The sequence below is a fragment of the Mycobacterium sp. URHD0025 genome, from assembly GCF_000426065.1.
GTDB lineage: Bacteria > Actinomycetota > Actinomycetes > Mycobacteriales > Mycobacteriaceae > Mycobacterium.
The window spans coordinates 127,950-142,924 of sequence record NZ_AUEQ01000015.1 but is presented as its reverse complement, the minus strand read 5'-3'; the positions used below and the strand labels follow the sequence as shown (position 1 = coordinate 142,924).

The window sequence follows — 14,975 nt, the reverse complement described above, 5'->3', positions numbered from 1 at the left end:
TCGTGGTTACCCGTCAGAGCCTGCCCTTGGGCGCTCCCAATTGGATCGACTTGACCACCTCCGACCCGGAGCGTGCCCAGCAGTTCTACGGCGCGGTGTTCGGTTGGACGTTCGAAACCGGCGGCGCCGAGTACGGCGGCTACGTCACCGCAGCCGTCGACGGTCATGTGGTGGCGGGGCTGATGCGCAACGACCCGCAGTGGAACGCCCCCGACGCCTGGACCACCTACCTACACACCGCGGACGCCGACGCCACGGTGGCGGCGGCCACGGCTGCCGGTGGGGGTAATTGCGGTGGGGTGATGGACATCCCGGCGAAGGGGCGGATGGCGATGATGACCGATCCGGCCGGCGACTTCTACGGCATCTGGCAGCCCGCCGGACATGAGGGCTTCGCGTTGTTCAACGAGGCCGGTGCACCGGCATACCACCAGCTGACCACGCGCGACTACGCCGGCGCGTTGGACTTCTACCGCACAGTGTTCGGCTGGAGCACCGAGGTCGTGTCGGATACCGATGAGTTCCGGTACAGCACCGCGAGTTTCGACGGGGAGGCGCTGGTCGGTGTGATGGACGGTTCGGCTTTCATCCCCGAGGGTGTGCCAGGAGCGTGGACCACGTTTTTCGGTGCCGAGGATGTGGACAAGACGATCGAGGTGATCGTGGCCAACGGCGGTTCGGTGGTGCGTCCGGCCGAGGACACGCCCTACGGCCGGTTGGCCGCGGTGACGGATCCGACCGGTGCCGGGTTCAATCTGACGTCGCTGCAGGGCTGAGCGCGAAGTCGGCGAAGTCGAAGCCGGGCACCACCACGCAACTGACCAGCGTGGGCTCGTCATCGCGAGGTTTGGCGCGTTGCCAATGGCCGGGCGGCACCAGCAGTTGCGGGTGCTGCCCGGCCGAGATGTCGGGGCCGAGCAAGTGCGTGGCTGCGGTGTCCTTGTGCGCACCGATCTCCAGCAGCAGCGGGCTGCCGCGATGGTGGAACCACAGTTCGGCGCTGCGGACTGTGTGCCAGGCCGATTGCTGGCCGGGCATGAGCAGGAAGAGGATCGCGGTGCCGGCGCTGCGGGGCCCCGAGTAGCCGGCCGACAGGGACGACTGACTGATGGTCAGATCGCTGCGCCAGGTCTCGCGGTACCAGCCGCCCTCCGGGTGCGGGGCGAGATCGAGCTGTCTGGCCCAGTCGGGTAGTTCGGTCACACCCGATAGTCTCGTCGCCATGGTTCGTCTGCGTCCAGGGTGGCGCGTGGCCCCGGGGTGGCTGACAGCGCTGTGTGCCGCAGTCCTCGTCGTGGTGGCCTGGTTGCCCTGGCTGACCACCGGCGCCAACGGCGGTGGCCGGGCGAATGCGATCGGCGGGTCCGTGGGAAGCATCGTGCTACCACACGGTTTCGGCGTCGGGCAGTTGATCGTTCTGCTGGCGGCCGGGTTGATCGTGGCCGGTGCGATGGCCGGGCGCGGCCTGTCGCAGCGGTGGGCTTCGGCTGCGGGGCTCGTAATTTCGCTCGGCCTGGTGGCGTTGACGGTGTGGTACTACACGCTCAACGTCAAAGCGCCGGTGGCCGCGGGTTACGGGCTGTACGTCGGCGGTGCCATGGCGGTGCTGGCCGGGTTGTGTTCGGTGTGGTCTCTGTTATCGACGTTTGGGGCCCGATGAGCGCTTGCGCGAAGAGCAAGAGGTGAAGTGGTGACCGAATTTGTGACGCCCGTGGAGTTGACCGGGCAACGCTGGGTGACGCTGGAGCCGTTGACCACCGCACATGTTCCCGAGATCGATGCTGCCGCCGCCGATGGTGAGCTGGGATCGCTCTGGTACACCACGCCGCCGGCGCCCAGCGGTGCCGCCGAGTGGGTGCAACACATGCAGCAACTGCGCGCCGCTGATCACGGCGTCAGCTTTGTGGTGCGCACTCTGGACGGCAGGTTGGTGGGGTCATCGAGCTATCTCAATGTCGACGGCCGGAACCGAAGGCTGGAGATCGGACATACCTGGTATGTCGCGGACGTCCGCAGAACAGGCGTCAACGCCGAGACCAAGCTACTCATGCTCGGTCATGCCTTCGACGAGTTGAATTGTGTGGCAGTGGAATTGCGCACTCATTTCTTCAACTTCACCAGCCGGGCGGCGATAGAACGGCTCGGCGCGAAGCTCGACGGGGTGCTGCGCAGCCATCAGCTGCTGCCTGACGGCTCCCGCCGTGACACCGTCGTCTACTCCATCTTGGACATCGAATGGCCCGCAGTGCGGTCCAGCCTGGAGTTCAGGCTGGACCGCCGCGGCGGGATCAACTAGTCCGCGTCGACCGTGGTGGTTTCGATCGACTTGCGGTCGGCGCCATGGGCCACCTCGATCTTGCGTGGCCGGGCGCGTTCGGCCATCGGGATCGTGACGGTGAGGACACCGTTCTCGTACGTCGCGGAGATCGCCGACGTCTCTATTCCCTCGCCGAGCGACAGCTGGCGTCGGAAATTGCCGAAGAACCGCTCATTGGTGAGCCACTGGGCGGATTCCTCGGATCGGGCGGTCCGGTGCGCCGAGATGGTGAGCGTGCCGTTGTCCACATTGACGTCCACCGAGCCCGGATCGACGCCCGGAAGGTCGGCTGTCAGGACGTAGTGGTCCCCGATCTTGCAGAGGTCCATGGGCATGAACCTGGGTGTACGCGTTGACCCTGAATCACCTGTTAGCAAACTCCTGGTCAACACATCAAGGTCGCTGAACGGATCAAAACGAAGCACAGCAATTCACCTCCCGTACCGTCTCAGAGCCCGCCACCCTGGCGGGCAGCCAATCACTGTGCAACGCCGATATTAGCACTCGGCATTGGAGAGTGCCAGAGTATTTGTGGCGAGATTTTCGACAGTTTTGCATGTCACAGATGTGCGTCTCGGTGTGCGGAGTAAATTGGTGCCGCCGATGGGGTGGGAGGTGCAAGGCCGCGCCGCGTCCTCGGTCGGGAACGCCGCATCGGCCCGGGCAGCTGCCCACCACGGTGTCCCCGAGCTCGCCGGCGGCGCACCCGCGGCGTCGAGATGGGAATGGCAGCAACCTAGACCCGGGGGCCTTCTGCAACGTCTTCAGATTAATTTCGGTTGTCATTGCGCCCCGGGCGTTGAGTAGGGCTGGCATGTTGAGCCCGGAAGCGTACGAGTTGGGGTTTGAACTGCTCGCCGGAATGTGAGTATTCGTGATCGTGTGTGTTTGTGGGCGTGTAGTTGGCTGTGTGGGCGCGTGCGAAATGGTGTGCATCCGCAGATGGCGCACTAGCGGTTGCGTGAGGACCGGATGCCGGTGCGCGCTCGCTGGCTGGACATCGGGGCTGCGTCGGCCGCAGAGGCCGGTTGGACGGTGGTGTATGCACGGGTGTCCTCGCATGATTGGCGCCATGATCTGGTCCGGCAGGTCGCACGGGTCACTGATTGGGCCACCTCGAGCGGGTGTGTGGTTGGTGAAGTGGCGTGTGGGGTCGGGGTTGAACGGGAGCGGCCGAAGTTGCGCCGGATTCTGTCGGGCCCGTCTGCTTGGCTAGTGATCGTGGAGCATCGGGACCGGTTGGCCCGCTTGGGGGTCGAGCATCTCGAAGCGGCGTTGTCTGCGCAGGGCCGCCGGATCGTGGCCGCTGATCGGGGCGAGACCACCGATGATCTGGTGCGCGACATGATCGGGGTGTTGACCTCGATGTGCGCGCGACTGTGCGGCCGCCGCGGCGCCCGGAGCTGCGCGATGCGGGCGGTCACCGCTACCAGGCAGGCTGAGCCTGTCGAGGTGGGTGGCGGTGGCTAGGTTCGAGGTTCCCGAGGGGTGGACGGCGCAGGCATACCGGTTCGCGTTGGATCCCACTGCAAAACAGGTGCGGGCGTTGGCGTCTCATGCTGGTGGGGCACGGTTCGCGCACAATCACATGCTGGCGTTGGTGAAGGCGGTGATGGACCAGCGCGCCGCTGAACGCAGCTACGGCATCGACGAGGCGCAGTTGACTCCGGTGTTGGGGTGGTCTTTGCCGGCGCTGCGCAAGGTCTGGAATCAGCGCAAGGCGTCATGCGCACCGTGGTGGGGTGTGAACTCCAAGGAAGCCTACAACACCGGGCTGGACGGGTTGGCCCGCGGACTCGATGCGTGGTCGAAGTCCCGTACCGGTAAGCGCAAGGGTCGGGTGGTCGGGTTCCCTCGGTTCAAGTCGGCCCGCAGCCCGAAGTCGGTGCGGTTCACCACCGGGGCCATCCGGGTCGAGGCTGACCGTCGCCATGTCACCCTGCCGCGGCTGGGTGCGGTCCGCACGCATGAGTCGACCCGCAAGCTGGCCCGTCGGGTCGAGGCTGGGTCGGCGCGGATCTTGTCTGCCGCCGTGTGCCAAGACAGCACTGGGCGCTGGCACTGCGCACTGGCGGTAATCATCGAGGGTAAGACGCGGCCGGCGCACGCACGCCGGTCGGCCCATTCGGTGGTCGGTGTCGACGTCGGGGTGAAAGCCGACAGCCTCCTGGTGGTCGCGACCCCGGACGGGATTGAAGTCGGTCGCATCGCCGCGCCGAAGTCCTTGAGCGCCGCGCAAGCCCGGTTGCGTTTGCTGCAGCGCCGGGCCGCCCGCCAGCACGGGCCCTACGATCCTGCCGCCACGGCCAAGCAGACGCCGTCGAAGCGGTGGCGCAGAACCCAGGCCCGGATCGGCCGCACGCGCGCCCATGCCGCGGCGGTGCGCCGCGACGTGCTGCACAAGGCCACCACCGCCCTGGCCCAGCAGCACGATGTGGTGGTGGTCGAAACCTTGAACGCCGCGGGTATGCGCGCCAAGGGAGGCGGCCGCAAGCGGGGTCTGAATCGATCACTCGCCGATGCTGCTCTGGCCGAGATCCGTCGCATGCTCGGATACAAAAGTCGTTGGTACGGCAGCCAGATGGTCGAAGCCGACCGGTTCTATCCGTCATCGAAGACCTGCACGGCCTGTGGGAGGCGAAAGTCAAACCTCACCCTGGCCGATCGAATCTTCGAGTGTGACGGCTGCGGTATGCGGATCGACCGTGATCTGGGTGCCGCGATCAACCTCGCCCGACTCGGCGTACCCACAATGTTGGGTGAACAGAGTCCCGCCGGGAGTGGCCCGGTGGCAGGACGTGGAGCCACGCGTGAGACCGAACCCGCGCCAGCGGGCGACGCAGCCGGCGATGAAGCGCCAACCCCGCACCACCACACCGTGGGTCAGACGGGGACCGCTTCACCGCAAGGCGAGGCTGCCTGATGAACACGCGGACTCACATTCGCTCACCAAAGGGCAACGGCTTTCGGTCACGCCGTCACCCCCGGCATCCACTGACTTCTTGAGTCTTTGCGCGCCTGGGTGCTGGCGGCGGTCTCGCTTAGTGGCCCGGCCGGCAACCTGGGCCCGGTGTGGGTCAGCGTTGTACTCACCGTCGTTGCGATAGTGGTGGCCGTGCCCATGACCATTCGACGGCGGACACGGTCGCGCCGGTGAGCCGATCTCCGCAACCATCGCACCTGAGCACCGGGGAGAAGTCGTGCCCGGGACCGGTGTGCGTGAGGATCACGGCGGGGCCTTCGACGGCCGGGAACGACCGCTGGGCCCAGGCCAGCGCCGTCACCAGTACAGGGAGAAACGCCGCGCCCTTCGGCGTCAGCCGATACCGCGGATCATCGTCGGCGGTGGTGAGGATGCCGTTGGCCCGGAATGTCTGCAGGCGGTCGGCGATCGATGTCGGCGGTGCGCCGAGCACGCGCTGAAACTCTGAGAACCGGCTGGTGCCGGTGAATGCCGCGACCAGGATCGCAAATGCCCAGCGGTTTCCCAGCACACTCATGGTCTGGGGGAACAGCCCGGACGGGGAGTCACGCCGATCATCCTCGGAGCGGCGCCGGGTCGTCACCGCGGGCAACGATCGCCGCCACCCGCCACTGGGTCCCCATGCGGCAGTCACCTCATCGGAGGTGGTTGGCGCCCCGCACTCGGCGCACGTGAGAACAGGCGTGACATCGGCGCCACAGGCCAGGTGACGCATCCGGGGCAGTGACTCACTGTGCTCGGAAACCCAGTGGCGTTCCCACTCCCAGATCGACACCAGCACCGGCCACAGTGCCCGCCCGCGCGGCGTGGTGAGGTATTCGGCCCGTGGCGGGCGCTGCTGATAGCGGTGACGTTGCAGCAGACCGTCTTCGGTGAGAGAAGCCAGGCGGCGCGTCAGCACCGAGTTTGAGATCGGCAGCCTGGTTGTGAACTGCCCGTAGCGAGTGGCGCCCAGCAGGGCCTGTTGCATCACCAGCAACGTCCATTCGTCGCCGGCGAGCGCCAGCATCTGCCCGACGGCGTTCGTGGCGCCGCCCGGCAGTGCTGCGTCAGTCACGCACCAGCCAACGACGCAGCTCGTCGCCCGGCGCCCAGGTGGCGTGGGTGCCGCTGGAAACACGTTCCGGCAGAGCGAGTTTGCACACCGGGCCGTCAGGAACCCGGGCCGCGTCGAACACCAGGCAATAGGATGCGTCGTCGTTCATGTCCGTGGTGATGGTGACCAGGTAGCCGTCGTCCTCACCGCGGCTGCCCACTCGCGGGGCCATGGCCGTCTCGCTGCCGTACACCCCGTCCTCGAAGGCATAGCGTTGTTCCGAACCGGTGTGCAGGTCGTGGCGGACCAATCCATCGAACAGGAACCAGCCCGGCTTGCCCGTGGCGGCATAGGCGTAGCGGTACTCGCGTCCGGCGTGCCGGGAGTTGATCATGCCGAATTCGGTGATATTGTCCGACAATTGCTCCTCCCGGGTCCGCCCGGTGACGAGGTTGAACCGCCAGCGGTGCAGCCTGGTCTGCATCTTGTCGAGCGCCAGGGCGGGTGCCGCGTTGCCCTGGAAGAATCCGTCGAGCACGATCTCGTCGCCGTCCTCGAAGGCGTTGGTGAAGTGCAGCACGTAGGTGGTGTCGGCCTCGAACCACTTGACGTCGCCAGCCGTGCCGCGCCGGGGGAGTACTGCGAACCGGGATGGCATGTCGCGGTGCAACTTTGGCAGGTGCACATTGTTCTTCAGGAACTCGGCGTCCCAGAACAGCGGAAAGTCGTTGAGAATCACGTAGTTTTCGGTGAATGCCATGTCGTGGGGCAGCCGTGGTCCGGGCAGTTCTACGTCGATGTAGTGCACCAGCCGGTTGTCGGCGTCCACCACGCCGTAGTGCATGTAGGGCGCCTGCTTGCCGTAGTTGAAGAACAGCAGTTCACCGGTGGCGTCGTCGGCCTTGGGGTGCGCCGATACGCCCCAAGCGGTGGGGAAGGCTCCACCCCAATCCTGCTTGCCCAGGGTGTCTCCGGTGTACGGGTCGACGCGGTACAGGTCGCCGCACTGGTAGAAGCTGGTCAGCGCGACGCCACGGTGCACGGTCACGTCGGTGCTCGAGGCGTCCTTCATCAGCGTGCGGGCGCCCCAGCCGTGGTCGCGGCGGGCCAGTTCGACGGGCTCGGCGATACCGGGCCACAGCGGCCCGCCGGCCTCGTTCTCCGCCAGGAAGCCGTCGGTGCGGATGAACCTGTTGCGGTAGAACGCTTTTCCGTCGCGGAAGCCGACGATGTGCAACATTCCGTCCCCGTCGAAGGGATGGTAGGTCTGCAACGCCGGATGCAGCGGGTTCTCGGTGTTGCGCAGGTAGACGCCGTCGAGGTCGGAAGGGATCTCACCGTCGACGACCCATAGGTCATCCGCGTCGAATTCGGTGGTCTGCGGACGCCACGCCCCGGTGCGGTAGGGGTGGGTGTCATCCTCGGGCAGGGTGGACAGGAATTTCGTCACGATCTCGGTGTGCATGCCTACTCCTTGCCCGCCGTGACGACGAAGCTGACAGTGGTCGCGGTGCTGCCGCCGAAGTTCAAGGTGCCGAAGGTCTTTGCGTTCTCGATCTGATACGCCCCCGCGTCGGCGCTGACCTGTTTGGTGGCGTCGAGCAGCATCCGCACTCCGGAGGCACCGACCGGGTGGCCGCCACCGATGAGGCCGCCGCTGGGATTGATCGGCAACCGGCCCCCGATCTCGATCTCGCCGTTCTCGATGGCCTTCCAGGATTCGCCGGGATCGGTCAGCCCGATGTGGTCGATGGCGAGGTACTCGCTGGGGGTGAAGCAGTCGTGGACCTCGAACCCGTCGACGTCATCGAGGGACACCTTGGCCCGGCCGAAGGCATCGAGCACCGCGCCACGGACATGTGGCAGCAGATAGGGATCATCGGCGCTGTGGTCAAGTTTCTGGCGCAGGCCGAGGCCGACGGTACGGTGGCCCCAGCCCTCGATGCGGGCGATCGGCCGGGCGTGTGGATGCGCGCGCAGAAAGCTGTCGCTGACCAGCACCAGCCCCGCTCCGCCGTCTGTCATCTGGCTGCAGTCGAAGCGGCGCAGCCGGCCTTCCACCAACGGATTGGTCGCATCGTCGTCCTCTATCGGGTCGGGCACCGTCCAGCCCCGGGTCTGGGCGTTCGGGTTGGCCCGGGCGTTGCGGAAGTTCAGCGCGGCGATGGCACGCAGATGCTCGGCGTCCAGGCCGTAGCGCCGGTCGTACTCGTCGGCGATGTCGGAGAACATCGACGGCCAGATGAACCGGGCGTCATCGGCTTCATGACCGGTCCAGGCGGCGGCGCCCAGATGCGCCGCCGCGGTATTGCCGGGCACTGTCTTCTCCAGCTCCACCCCGATGACCAGGGCACTGCCGTACGCGCCTGAGCGCAGGTCGGCGACGGCCGCCAGGATCGCGATGCTGCCCGACGCGCATGCGGCCTCATGTCGGGAAGCGGGGGTGCCCCACAGGTCGGGATGCACTGTGGCGGGCATGGCACCCAGGTGGCCCTGGCCGGCGAACAGCTCACCGAAGGCGTTTGCGACGTGCACGACGCCGATGGCTTCGGCGTCGACGCCGGCGTTGTCCAACGTGCGGTCGACGACCTCATGGGTGAGGCCGGCGAAGTCGACATGCTCACGAGTGAGATTGCGCGCGAAATCGCTCTGATAGCCGCCGAGAATCCAGACGTCCTCCATGGCGGTGACGCTACTACAACTAAGAGAGTGACTCGGGACCTTGAAACGAATAACGCCGTGGCGGAAATCCATTCTTGGATTCCCGCCACGGCGTCACCGTGGTTAAAGCCGAATCAGTCGTCGTGCCCGTGGCCGTGGCCACGACCGTGCCAACCGTTGTCCCATCCGTTCCAGCGACCCCAGCCGGGTCCTTCGACGCAAGCCTGTACGTAGCCGTACGGACCGGTCGCGCAGATCTCGGGACCAGCCGATGCCGGTGCTGCACCCGCCACTGCGACGCCGACCGGCACGGCCAACGTACCCAGCCCGACTGCAGCGGCTTTCATCAGTTTCGAACGCATCTTTCTCGCCTCCGGGTTGTTAGCTGTGTGTGAGCTGAAGACCCCCGTCTGGAGATAACATTAGTACAACTCACGATATTCCTGAAAACCGCCTGGGACCTCACGGTGCAGCGGATTTGCTCTCAAGGAACTCTCCCCGGTCAGGCCATTGAATTCATTTGCCAGGGAAAATAAGGCTCGCCGACGACTTCTCGGTGTGTTGCCAGCCGGCTCCTGTGACACGTGAGTCCAGTGGTGCGGCCAGGCGCGTCGACGAGTTTTGCCGCCGCTTCTGGTCTCCATCTGTAGGCCGAACTACAGGAGGGGTATTCGTGGGAGCGCTGGATGGCAAGACGGCTCTGGTGACCGGAGGGGCCCGCGGACAGGGGAGAGCGCATGCCACGACGCTGGCACGCGAAGGCGCCGACATCGTGGTGTGCGACATCGTCGCGCCGGTCGAATCGGTTGACTATCCGTTGCCCACCCCGGCCGATCTGGAGCGGACCGAGCACGAGGTGTCCGCGCTCGGCCGGCGCTGCCTGGCAGTGACCGCCGACGTTCGCGACCTGGCAGCAATGCAGTCGGTGGTGAACGCCGCTGTTGCGCAGTTCGGTGGAATCGACGTGGTGCTGGCCAACGCCGGCATCGCCAGCAGCGGCCCGATCGCGACCATGGACGCGCAGCGGTGGCAGACCATGATCGACATCAACCTGACCGGGGTGTTCAACACCTTCCGGGCGGTACTGCCCCACCTGATCGAGCGCCGGGCCGGGCGGGTGGTCGCGACGTCGTCGATCGTGGCGAACAGTGGGGCCACCAACGCCGGGCACTATGCCGCGGCCAAGGCCGGGGTGGTGGCGCTGGTGAAGTCGGTGGCATATGAGGTTGCCGAGTACGGCATCACGGTCAACGCGGTGCTGCCGTCCGGAGTCAATACGCCGATGATCCACAACCCGGCGACCTACAAGATGATCCGCCCGGACCTGGAGAATCCGGGCCTCGAGGATGTCGAAGAGATGTTTCAGCAAGGACGGCCGCGACCGGGTTTGCTTGAGCCGCACGACGTCGCCGAGGCCGTGCTGTACCTCGTCTCGGATCGAGGTCGGTTGCAGACCGGAGAGTCGATGATCTTGTCGAATGGGTTGAACTGACCCGCTTCTGAGGAAGCATCGTGGCCCGAGGCCGGGCGGAGGCGGTGGTGCCTCCGCCCGGCTGACGGCCGACCGACTCAGCAGCCGCAGGTGCAAGAGGCCTGCGCTTCCGTGTCGGCCTCACGCGAGCCCTTGTTCTCGGACTCGGGACGCCAATCGAACGGGAAGTGCTTACTCGAGTCGCCACTGTGCTCATGTGACCAGTCGAAGCCCACGGCGTGGTCCTCCTTGACCACTCCCCATGTCGCGACCTGGCCCGGCCCGACCTCGGCGCCCGGCGCGTTGGTCGTGGTCACCCGTCGGTTCGGGTCGGCTGTCGGACCGGTCAGGGCCTCCACTTTGAGGTCGACCTTGCCCGGAATCTCGGCGCGCCAGTAGGCGAGGTCGTCGGCGGCCTCGAAATTGATCGGCGCGTATTCGATGCCGCGCAATTCCTCGATCAGGCTGGCGAATTCGGCCGGCCAGCCGCCTTCCTTGCCGGTGAAGATGCGCTCGAGTGCGTCACGCTGAGCGGCGTCACCCTTTTCGTCGATGTAGAACATCAACTTCATCGTCGCGTTCGGATCGCCGATCCACATGTTGCCGGCGAACTCGCCGAGCGCGATCACGCTGAGGCCCGCCAGGTCGGTGTCGCCGTAGTGTCCTTCGCGGACGTGCCATACCAGGGTGAACAAGCAGTCTCCGTGCGTCGGCTCCTGGGCGAAGCTGCACGGGCAAGGCAGCTTGCAGCTGCACACGTCGAACCATTCTCCGCGCAAATGCCAATCGACCTGCGTCGACGAAGTTGTCATCGATTCCGCTCCTTCTGTTTGATACCCCCTGAGGGTATGTGACACGGCGACCGTAGCACCGGAGAACTCCCGCCTGCAAGTACCCCCTGGGGGTATGATTCAGGCATGTTCAAGAGGATGTGCACTGGGGCAGTGGCCATGGCCGCCTCGGTGGTTCTGACGTCATGCGGTGCCTCGGCCGACCCGCCGGCGGCCGCGCCCGCCGGATCCGGCACGGTGAACGTTGTGTCGCACCGCCTGGTCGGCGCCGCCGAATTCGCTACTGTCATCGCCGAATCCGAGACGTTGACGGTCAACGTTCACGTTCCCTACGAAGGCGACATCCCTGGCACCGACCTCTTGATTCCATTCGATCGGGTCGCCGAGCAATCCGGCCGGCTGCCGAATGATCGTGATGCCACGATTGCGATCTACTGCCGAACCGGACCCATGAGCGCGACTGCCGCCGAAACGTTGAAGAACTTGGGCTACACCGATGTGGTCGAACTCGACGGCGGAATGAAGGCCTGGCAGGCCAGCGGTCGTCCCCTCGTGGACAACTGAGCGCCGAGCGGTCTATCCGTCCGAGGACAGGGCGAGCAGGCGTCGCAGGACCCACACGACCCGCGCGATCGACGCCACGGCCGCGAGGGCTGCCCCGATGATCGCGGCCTGTATCCACCAGTAGCCCTCGTCGCGGTTGGCGTCGGTCATCAGCCCGACAAGCGCCACGACGAACAATGTGAACAGGGTCGGCAACGCCGAGACGAATGCGGTGCCCACCCGGCGTTTGTCATCGGCGGGTAGGAGCTTGTCCACGGTCGTCATCGGTGCCCGCAGCAGGTTGACCAGGATCGAGATGCTGGTCAGCGTGAACCCGCCCATGGTGGCTGCCACCGTCGCGACCACCTGATACGCGGTGCGGCGGGTATCGTGCGGAACCTCGGTCAGGGCCCATGGCAGCCAGTCGGCCCAGCCCAGCGCCAGCCACACGCCGACCACCGCCAGGGCGAGCAACCAGTCCGCCCATTGGTGGCGAACCCAGTTGTGCTGCAGCCTTTCCCGAAGGCTGAACGGCACAACCGGGCGCTTATTCGCGTTCATCGTCGGGCGTTTCGATGAACGTGTCGGCATAGGGCGCGGGCTCGGCGGAAACCTCCGCGACGGCCGACAACAGATACTCGCGATTGCGAGTCACTGACTGCCGCAACAGCTCTCGCGCATAGGCGGTCGACCGTACCGGATCGTTCAGGCGGTCGGCATCGACCACGGTCCGCTCGACGAACCTGTCCTCGAGCAGATCGACCGACTGCTGCGTGCCGCTGACAGATCCGACGACGCGCGCACTCTCGAACTCCGACAGCGCGCCGGAGCCCCGCAGATGATCGACCAGCTCGCGCAACCGCCGGCGGATCGCGTCCTTCTGCGCCCCGGTACCCCGACGGCCCACCGAGATCCCGATGCGGACGACACCGTCCTGGGCCAGCGCGCGGGCCCCGTCCAGCGCCTGTACCCAGTCACCACCCACCAGCTCGCGGTTGATGCGGGTGGCCGGGATCGCGACGTCGATCCTCGACACACTCATCTCATCGAGGGCCTGCTCGAGGTTCTGTGTGAGTACCGGCTCGATACCGACCTCGATGTCGAGCTTGTGCTCGAGATAGTCGACGAGCCGCCGCGCCCTGGGGCCGTCACCGCTTGTCAGCATGGCAACGATGTTGCGCTCACCGAACAGACAATATGTCGGTTCCAGCAGACCCTCGTCCGGAGTGAGACCGATGGCGCGCCGGGCGCCGGCCGCGCTGCCGATGCTGGGCAGGTTCTCCCGGCGCACCTTGTCGAGGATCAGCATCCGGTTGTCGTCCGTACCGTGCGCGATGAGCAGCATCCCGTCCGGGCAGCGACGGTAGCGGTTGAGGTCGCCGGCCTCGGCCCGGCGGAGCCGGCGCACCACCTGCTCGGCCGGGAACTCGCCGGGTAGCGGAGTGCCGTCCGGCTGCAGAAGCCGCCAGTACTGCACGGTGCGGTTCACTCGTCATCCCCTCGTCAATCTGCTGCTGACGCTACTGGCGCTCGCCGACAAAATCGGGATGAAGCGCGACCTTCACGCAACAGCGGCAGCGTTCGAACATATGATCGACAAGTGGGCGACATGCAGGCCATCGGCTATGGCGGTCAGCCGGTCCGCGACGTGTTCCGCGTCGTCCGGCCACCGGCCACCGTCCTGGTCGACCTGATGGCCCTGTTTCCCCGCGAGCCGCACTCGCTCGGCCGCTATCACCCGTGCGGCATCCAGATGGCCCGCGTTGTCGAAGGCACACTCACCTGCTGGGCGTTGTGCGAGCAAGGTCAGTGGTGGGGCCTGGTCACCTACCCCGTGCGATACGGGGCCGAGAGCAAGACCGTTACGCACTGGATCCCGGCGTGGGTGCTCAAGCCGAAGGAGGTGTAAAGCACCACCCGAAGTAGGTGTAAAGCATCAGCCGAAACACTGTCAGCCATCACCCGACGTCATACAAGAACCTGGTGCCCCCGGCAGGATTCGAACCTGCGACACCGGCTTTAGGAGAGCCGTGCTCTATCCCCTGAGCTACGGGGGCGAGGGGCCTATCGAAACAGGCGTCGAAAACCCACAGGGACGATTCATGGTAGTTGGTGACGCCTCAATCGGGGGCATCGGGGTTTCTGTGCGTTGTGCCGGTGCGGGTCAGGAAGCTGGTGGGCTGGGTGAGATAGGTGTGAGCATCGTCTACAGCCGCCTGACATCGAGTGCCGTCTCGATTGCGGCACCGTCTCGCGCTTCGACGAAGTAGGCCCCGGCAGTGGGGTTTTCGGCAACAGCTTCCACCAACGCGGTGCCACGGTAGAGCAGCCCCGCGCCGTCGTCGGTGGCGTAGGCGTCAGGCAACAACCCAGCACCCACCATTGCGTGCAGAAGGGGGCGGCGTTGCTCTTCTGAGTCGTAGTGCACACCGTTGGCGTACGGAACGAAACCGAGGCCATTCGTGACTGGCTGTAGGCGGGGTCCGAACGAATCTGTGGCGCCGCCGGCATGCCAGCAGATCGAACCCGCCGAGATGCCGGTCAGCACGACCCCGGCCTGCCACGCCGTACGCAGAGCGTCATCCACGCCATGAAGGCGCCACATCGCCAGCAGGCCGGCAACGCTGCCACCGAACACCCACACCACGTCTTGGTCCAACAGGTGAGCCGTGATGTCCTCAACTGTGGGCATCGGGAACAGTGCCACATGAGACGGCGCGAATCCCCGGCTCTGCGCGGCCTCGGTCAGGTAGTGCAGCACGGCCTTGTCGTCACCCATCGCCGTGGCCAAAAGGCAGACCCGCGGCACACGGCCGGTCAGCCCGGAGAGCTCCACCGCGAAATCGGTCAGTGCCGTAAACGAGAACCGGGTGCGTTGCCCCGCGGCGATTCCACCGCTGGTTGCCAAAATTGTGGGAGCGTCGGCAGGCATGACGCGACGCTATGCGCACACACCAAGCAAGACAACCGAATACTGAGGGTGTTGTCTTCACCTCGCGCGAAGTTCGGCACCTGTCCCAGAGTTCGGAGCAGGACGTGATCGGCCTCGTTGTTGGCGCACCATGAGACCGCGAATGTCGCCGGCGTCCGCGTAGTGGGGCATCGGCCATACTGGCCCGGTGGGGGGATGGATTCCAATGTGGTGCAAATATCGACCGGGTCGCGCGGTAGCG

At 66.0% G+C, this 14,975-nt stretch carries 17 protein-coding genes, 1 tRNA gene and 1 pseudogene; 8 read left to right on the top strand and 11 right to left on the bottom strand.

Going from position 1 to position 14,975, the window contains the following annotated elements:
- Positions 1-2 precede the first annotated feature (2 nt).
- Entirely contained in the window at positions 3-776 is a 774-nt protein-coding gene (locus H977_RS0123800) for a VOC family protein (RefSeq protein WP_029110210.1), read from the top strand.
- Here the strand turns inward: H977_RS0123800 and H977_RS0123795 are convergent.
- Positions 751-1,203, bottom strand: a complete 453-nt coding sequence (locus H977_RS0123795) for a cupin domain-containing protein (protein WP_029110209.1) — start codon at positions 1,201-1,203, stop codon at positions 751-753. The two genes, H977_RS0123800 and H977_RS0123795, sit on opposite strands and share 26 nt — an antisense overlap.
- Positions 1,204-1,222: 19 nt before the next feature.
- On the opposite strand from H977_RS0123795, the gene H977_RS0123790 reads away from it, so the two are divergent.
- The gene (locus tag H977_RS0123790; protein ID WP_029110208.1) at positions 1,223-1,660 is read left to right on the top strand and encodes a hypothetical protein; all 438 of its coding nucleotides are present in this window, start codon (positions 1,223-1,225) and stop codon (positions 1,658-1,660) included.
- Positions 1,661-1,690: 30 nt separating this feature from the next.
- A complete protein-coding gene (locus H977_RS0123785) occupies positions 1,691-2,296 on the top strand; it encodes a GNAT family N-acetyltransferase (RefSeq protein ID WP_029110207.1) in 606 nt (201 codons plus the stop codon).
- Here H977_RS0123785 and H977_RS0123780 read toward each other — a convergent pair.
- The gene (locus H977_RS0123780) at positions 2,293-2,742 is read right to left on the bottom strand and encodes an Hsp20/alpha crystallin family protein (protein ID WP_029110206.1); all 450 of its coding nucleotides are present in this window, start codon (positions 2,740-2,742) and stop codon (positions 2,293-2,295) included. The two genes, H977_RS0123785 and H977_RS0123780, sit on opposite strands and share 4 nt — an antisense overlap.
- A gap of 535 nt (positions 2,743-3,277) precedes the next feature.
- Here H977_RS0123780 and H977_RS0123775 point away from each other — a divergent pair.
- Both H977_RS0123775 and tnpB read left to right on the top strand, forming a co-directional pair.
- Positions 3,278-3,787, top strand: a pseudogene (locus H977_RS0123775) (IS607 family transposase); the annotation flags it as partial.
- Positions 3,780-5,240: an IS607 family element RNA-guided endonuclease TnpB gene (gene tnpB / locus H977_RS0123770; RefSeq protein ID WP_029110204.1), complete on the top strand. Its 1,461-nt coding sequence runs from the start codon at positions 3,780-3,782 to the stop codon at positions 5,238-5,240. The pseudogene H977_RS0123775 and the gene tnpB, both read left to right, overlap by 8 nt.
- 166 nt (positions 5,241-5,406) lie before the next feature.
- Here the strand turns inward: tnpB and H977_RS33825 are convergent, their stop codons facing one another.
- The 4 genes from H977_RS33825 to H977_RS33820 form a co-directional block, all read right to left on the bottom strand.
- Complete coding sequence (locus tag H977_RS33825) at positions 5,407-6,309, bottom strand: winged helix-turn-helix transcriptional regulator (RefSeq protein WP_036477026.1); 903 nt, start codon at positions 6,307-6,309, stop codon at positions 5,407-5,409.
- Positions 6,310-6,349: 40 nt separating this feature from the next.
- Positions 6,350-7,801, bottom strand: a complete 1,452-nt coding sequence (locus tag H977_RS0123760) for a carotenoid oxygenase family protein (RefSeq protein WP_029110203.1) — start codon at positions 7,799-7,801, stop codon at positions 6,350-6,352.
- A 2-nt stretch (positions 7,802-7,803) separates the two neighbouring features.
- A complete protein-coding gene (locus H977_RS0123755; protein WP_029110202.1) occupies positions 7,804-9,018 on the bottom strand; it encodes an acetyl-CoA acetyltransferase in 1,215 nt (404 codons plus the stop codon).
- A gap of 113 nt (positions 9,019-9,131) precedes the next feature.
- Complete coding sequence (locus H977_RS33820) at positions 9,132-9,359, bottom strand: hypothetical protein (protein WP_036476970.1); 228 nt, start codon at positions 9,357-9,359, stop codon at positions 9,132-9,134.
- A 311-nt stretch (positions 9,360-9,670) separates the two neighbouring features.
- On the opposite strand from H977_RS33820, the gene H977_RS0123745 reads away from it, so the two are divergent.
- On the top strand, positions 9,671-10,489 hold the full coding sequence (locus H977_RS0123745; RefSeq protein ID WP_029110201.1) for a mycofactocin-coupled SDR family oxidoreductase: 819 nt from the start codon (positions 9,671-9,673) through the stop codon (positions 10,487-10,489).
- A 77-nt stretch (positions 10,490-10,566) separates the two neighbouring features.
- Here the strand turns inward: H977_RS0123745 and H977_RS33815 are convergent, their stop codons facing one another.
- Positions 10,567-11,280: a DUF1326 domain-containing protein gene (locus tag H977_RS33815; RefSeq protein ID WP_036476967.1), complete on the bottom strand. Its 714-nt coding sequence runs from the start codon at positions 11,278-11,280 to the stop codon at positions 10,567-10,569.
- Positions 11,281-11,385: 105 nt separating this feature from the next.
- Between H977_RS33815 and H977_RS0123735 the strand changes: the two genes are divergently transcribed.
- Positions 11,386-11,823 carry a rhodanese-like domain-containing protein gene (locus tag H977_RS0123735; RefSeq protein WP_029110200.1) on the top strand — a complete coding sequence of 146 codons (438 nt, stop codon included), beginning with the start codon at positions 11,386-11,388 and terminating at the stop codon, positions 11,821-11,823.
- A gap of 12 nt (positions 11,824-11,835) precedes the next feature.
- On the opposite strand, the gene H977_RS0123730 is transcribed toward H977_RS0123735, so the two are convergent.
- Both H977_RS0123730 and H977_RS0123725 read right to left on the bottom strand, forming a co-directional pair.
- Positions 11,836-12,363: a hypothetical protein gene (locus tag H977_RS0123730; protein WP_029110199.1), complete on the bottom strand. Its 528-nt coding sequence runs from the start codon at positions 12,361-12,363 to the stop codon at positions 11,836-11,838.
- On the bottom strand, positions 12,350-13,291 hold the full coding sequence (locus tag H977_RS0123725) for a hypothetical protein (protein WP_029110198.1): 942 nt from the start codon (positions 13,289-13,291) through the stop codon (positions 12,350-12,352). Before H977_RS0123725 ends, H977_RS0123730 begins: the two co-directional genes overlap by 14 nt.
- A gap of 120 nt (positions 13,292-13,411) precedes the next feature.
- Here H977_RS0123725 and H977_RS0123720 point away from each other — a divergent pair, with 120 nt between their 5' ends.
- On the top strand, positions 13,412-13,711 hold the full coding sequence (locus H977_RS0123720; protein WP_502691200.1) for a hypothetical protein: 300 nt from the start codon (positions 13,412-13,414) through the stop codon (positions 13,709-13,711).
- A 72-nt stretch (positions 13,712-13,783) separates the two neighbouring features.
- Here H977_RS0123720 and H977_RS0123715 read toward each other — a convergent pair.
- Positions 13,784-13,859: transfer RNA gene (locus H977_RS0123715), tRNA-Arg, on the bottom strand.
- 149 nt (positions 13,860-14,008) lie between these two features.
- Positions 14,009-14,734 carry a Type 1 glutamine amidotransferase-like domain-containing protein gene (locus H977_RS0123710; protein WP_029110196.1) on the bottom strand — a complete coding sequence of 242 codons (726 nt, stop codon included), beginning with the start codon at positions 14,732-14,734 and terminating at the stop codon, positions 14,009-14,011.
- Positions 14,735-14,975: the final 241 nt, after the last annotated feature.

Excerpts from the sequence above, each read along its gene's own strand:
- H977_RS0123755 (WP_029110202.1), bottom strand. The coding sequence starts at position 9,018 with ATGGAGGACGTCTGGATTCTCGGCGGCTATCAGAGCGATTTCGCGCGC.
- H977_RS0123760 (WP_029110203.1), bottom strand. The coding sequence starts at position 7,801 with ATGCACACCGAGATCGTGACGAAATTCCTGTCCACCCTGCCCGAGGAT.
- H977_RS0123730 (WP_029110199.1), bottom strand. The coding sequence starts at position 12,363 with ATGAACGCGAATAAGCGCCCGGTTGTGCCGTTCAGCCTTCGGGAAAGG.
- H977_RS0123710 (WP_029110196.1), bottom strand. The coding sequence starts at position 14,734 with ATGCCTGCCGACGCTCCCACAATTTTGGCAACCAGCGGTGGAATCGCC.
- H977_RS33820 (WP_036476970.1), bottom strand. The coding sequence starts at position 9,359 with ATGCGTTCGAAACTGATGAAAGCCGCTGCAGTCGGGCTGGGTACGTTG.
- H977_RS0123735 (WP_029110200.1), top strand. The coding sequence starts at position 11,386 with ATGTTCAAGAGGATGTGCACTGGGGCAGTGGCCATGGCCGCCTCGGTG.
- H977_RS0123790 (WP_029110208.1), top strand. The coding sequence starts at position 1,223 with ATGGTTCGTCTGCGTCCAGGGTGGCGCGTGGCCCCGGGGTGGCTGACA.
- H977_RS33815 (WP_036476967.1), bottom strand. The coding sequence starts at position 11,280 with ATGACAACTTCGTCGACGCAGGTCGATTGGCATTTGCGCGGAGAATGG.
- H977_RS0123720 (WP_502691200.1), top strand. The coding sequence starts at position 13,412 with ATGCAGGCCATCGGCTATGGCGGTCAGCCGGTCCGCGACGTGTTCCGC.
- H977_RS33825 (WP_036477026.1), bottom strand. The coding sequence starts at position 6,309 with ATGCTGGCGCTCGCCGGCGACGAATGGACGTTGCTGGTGATGCAACAG.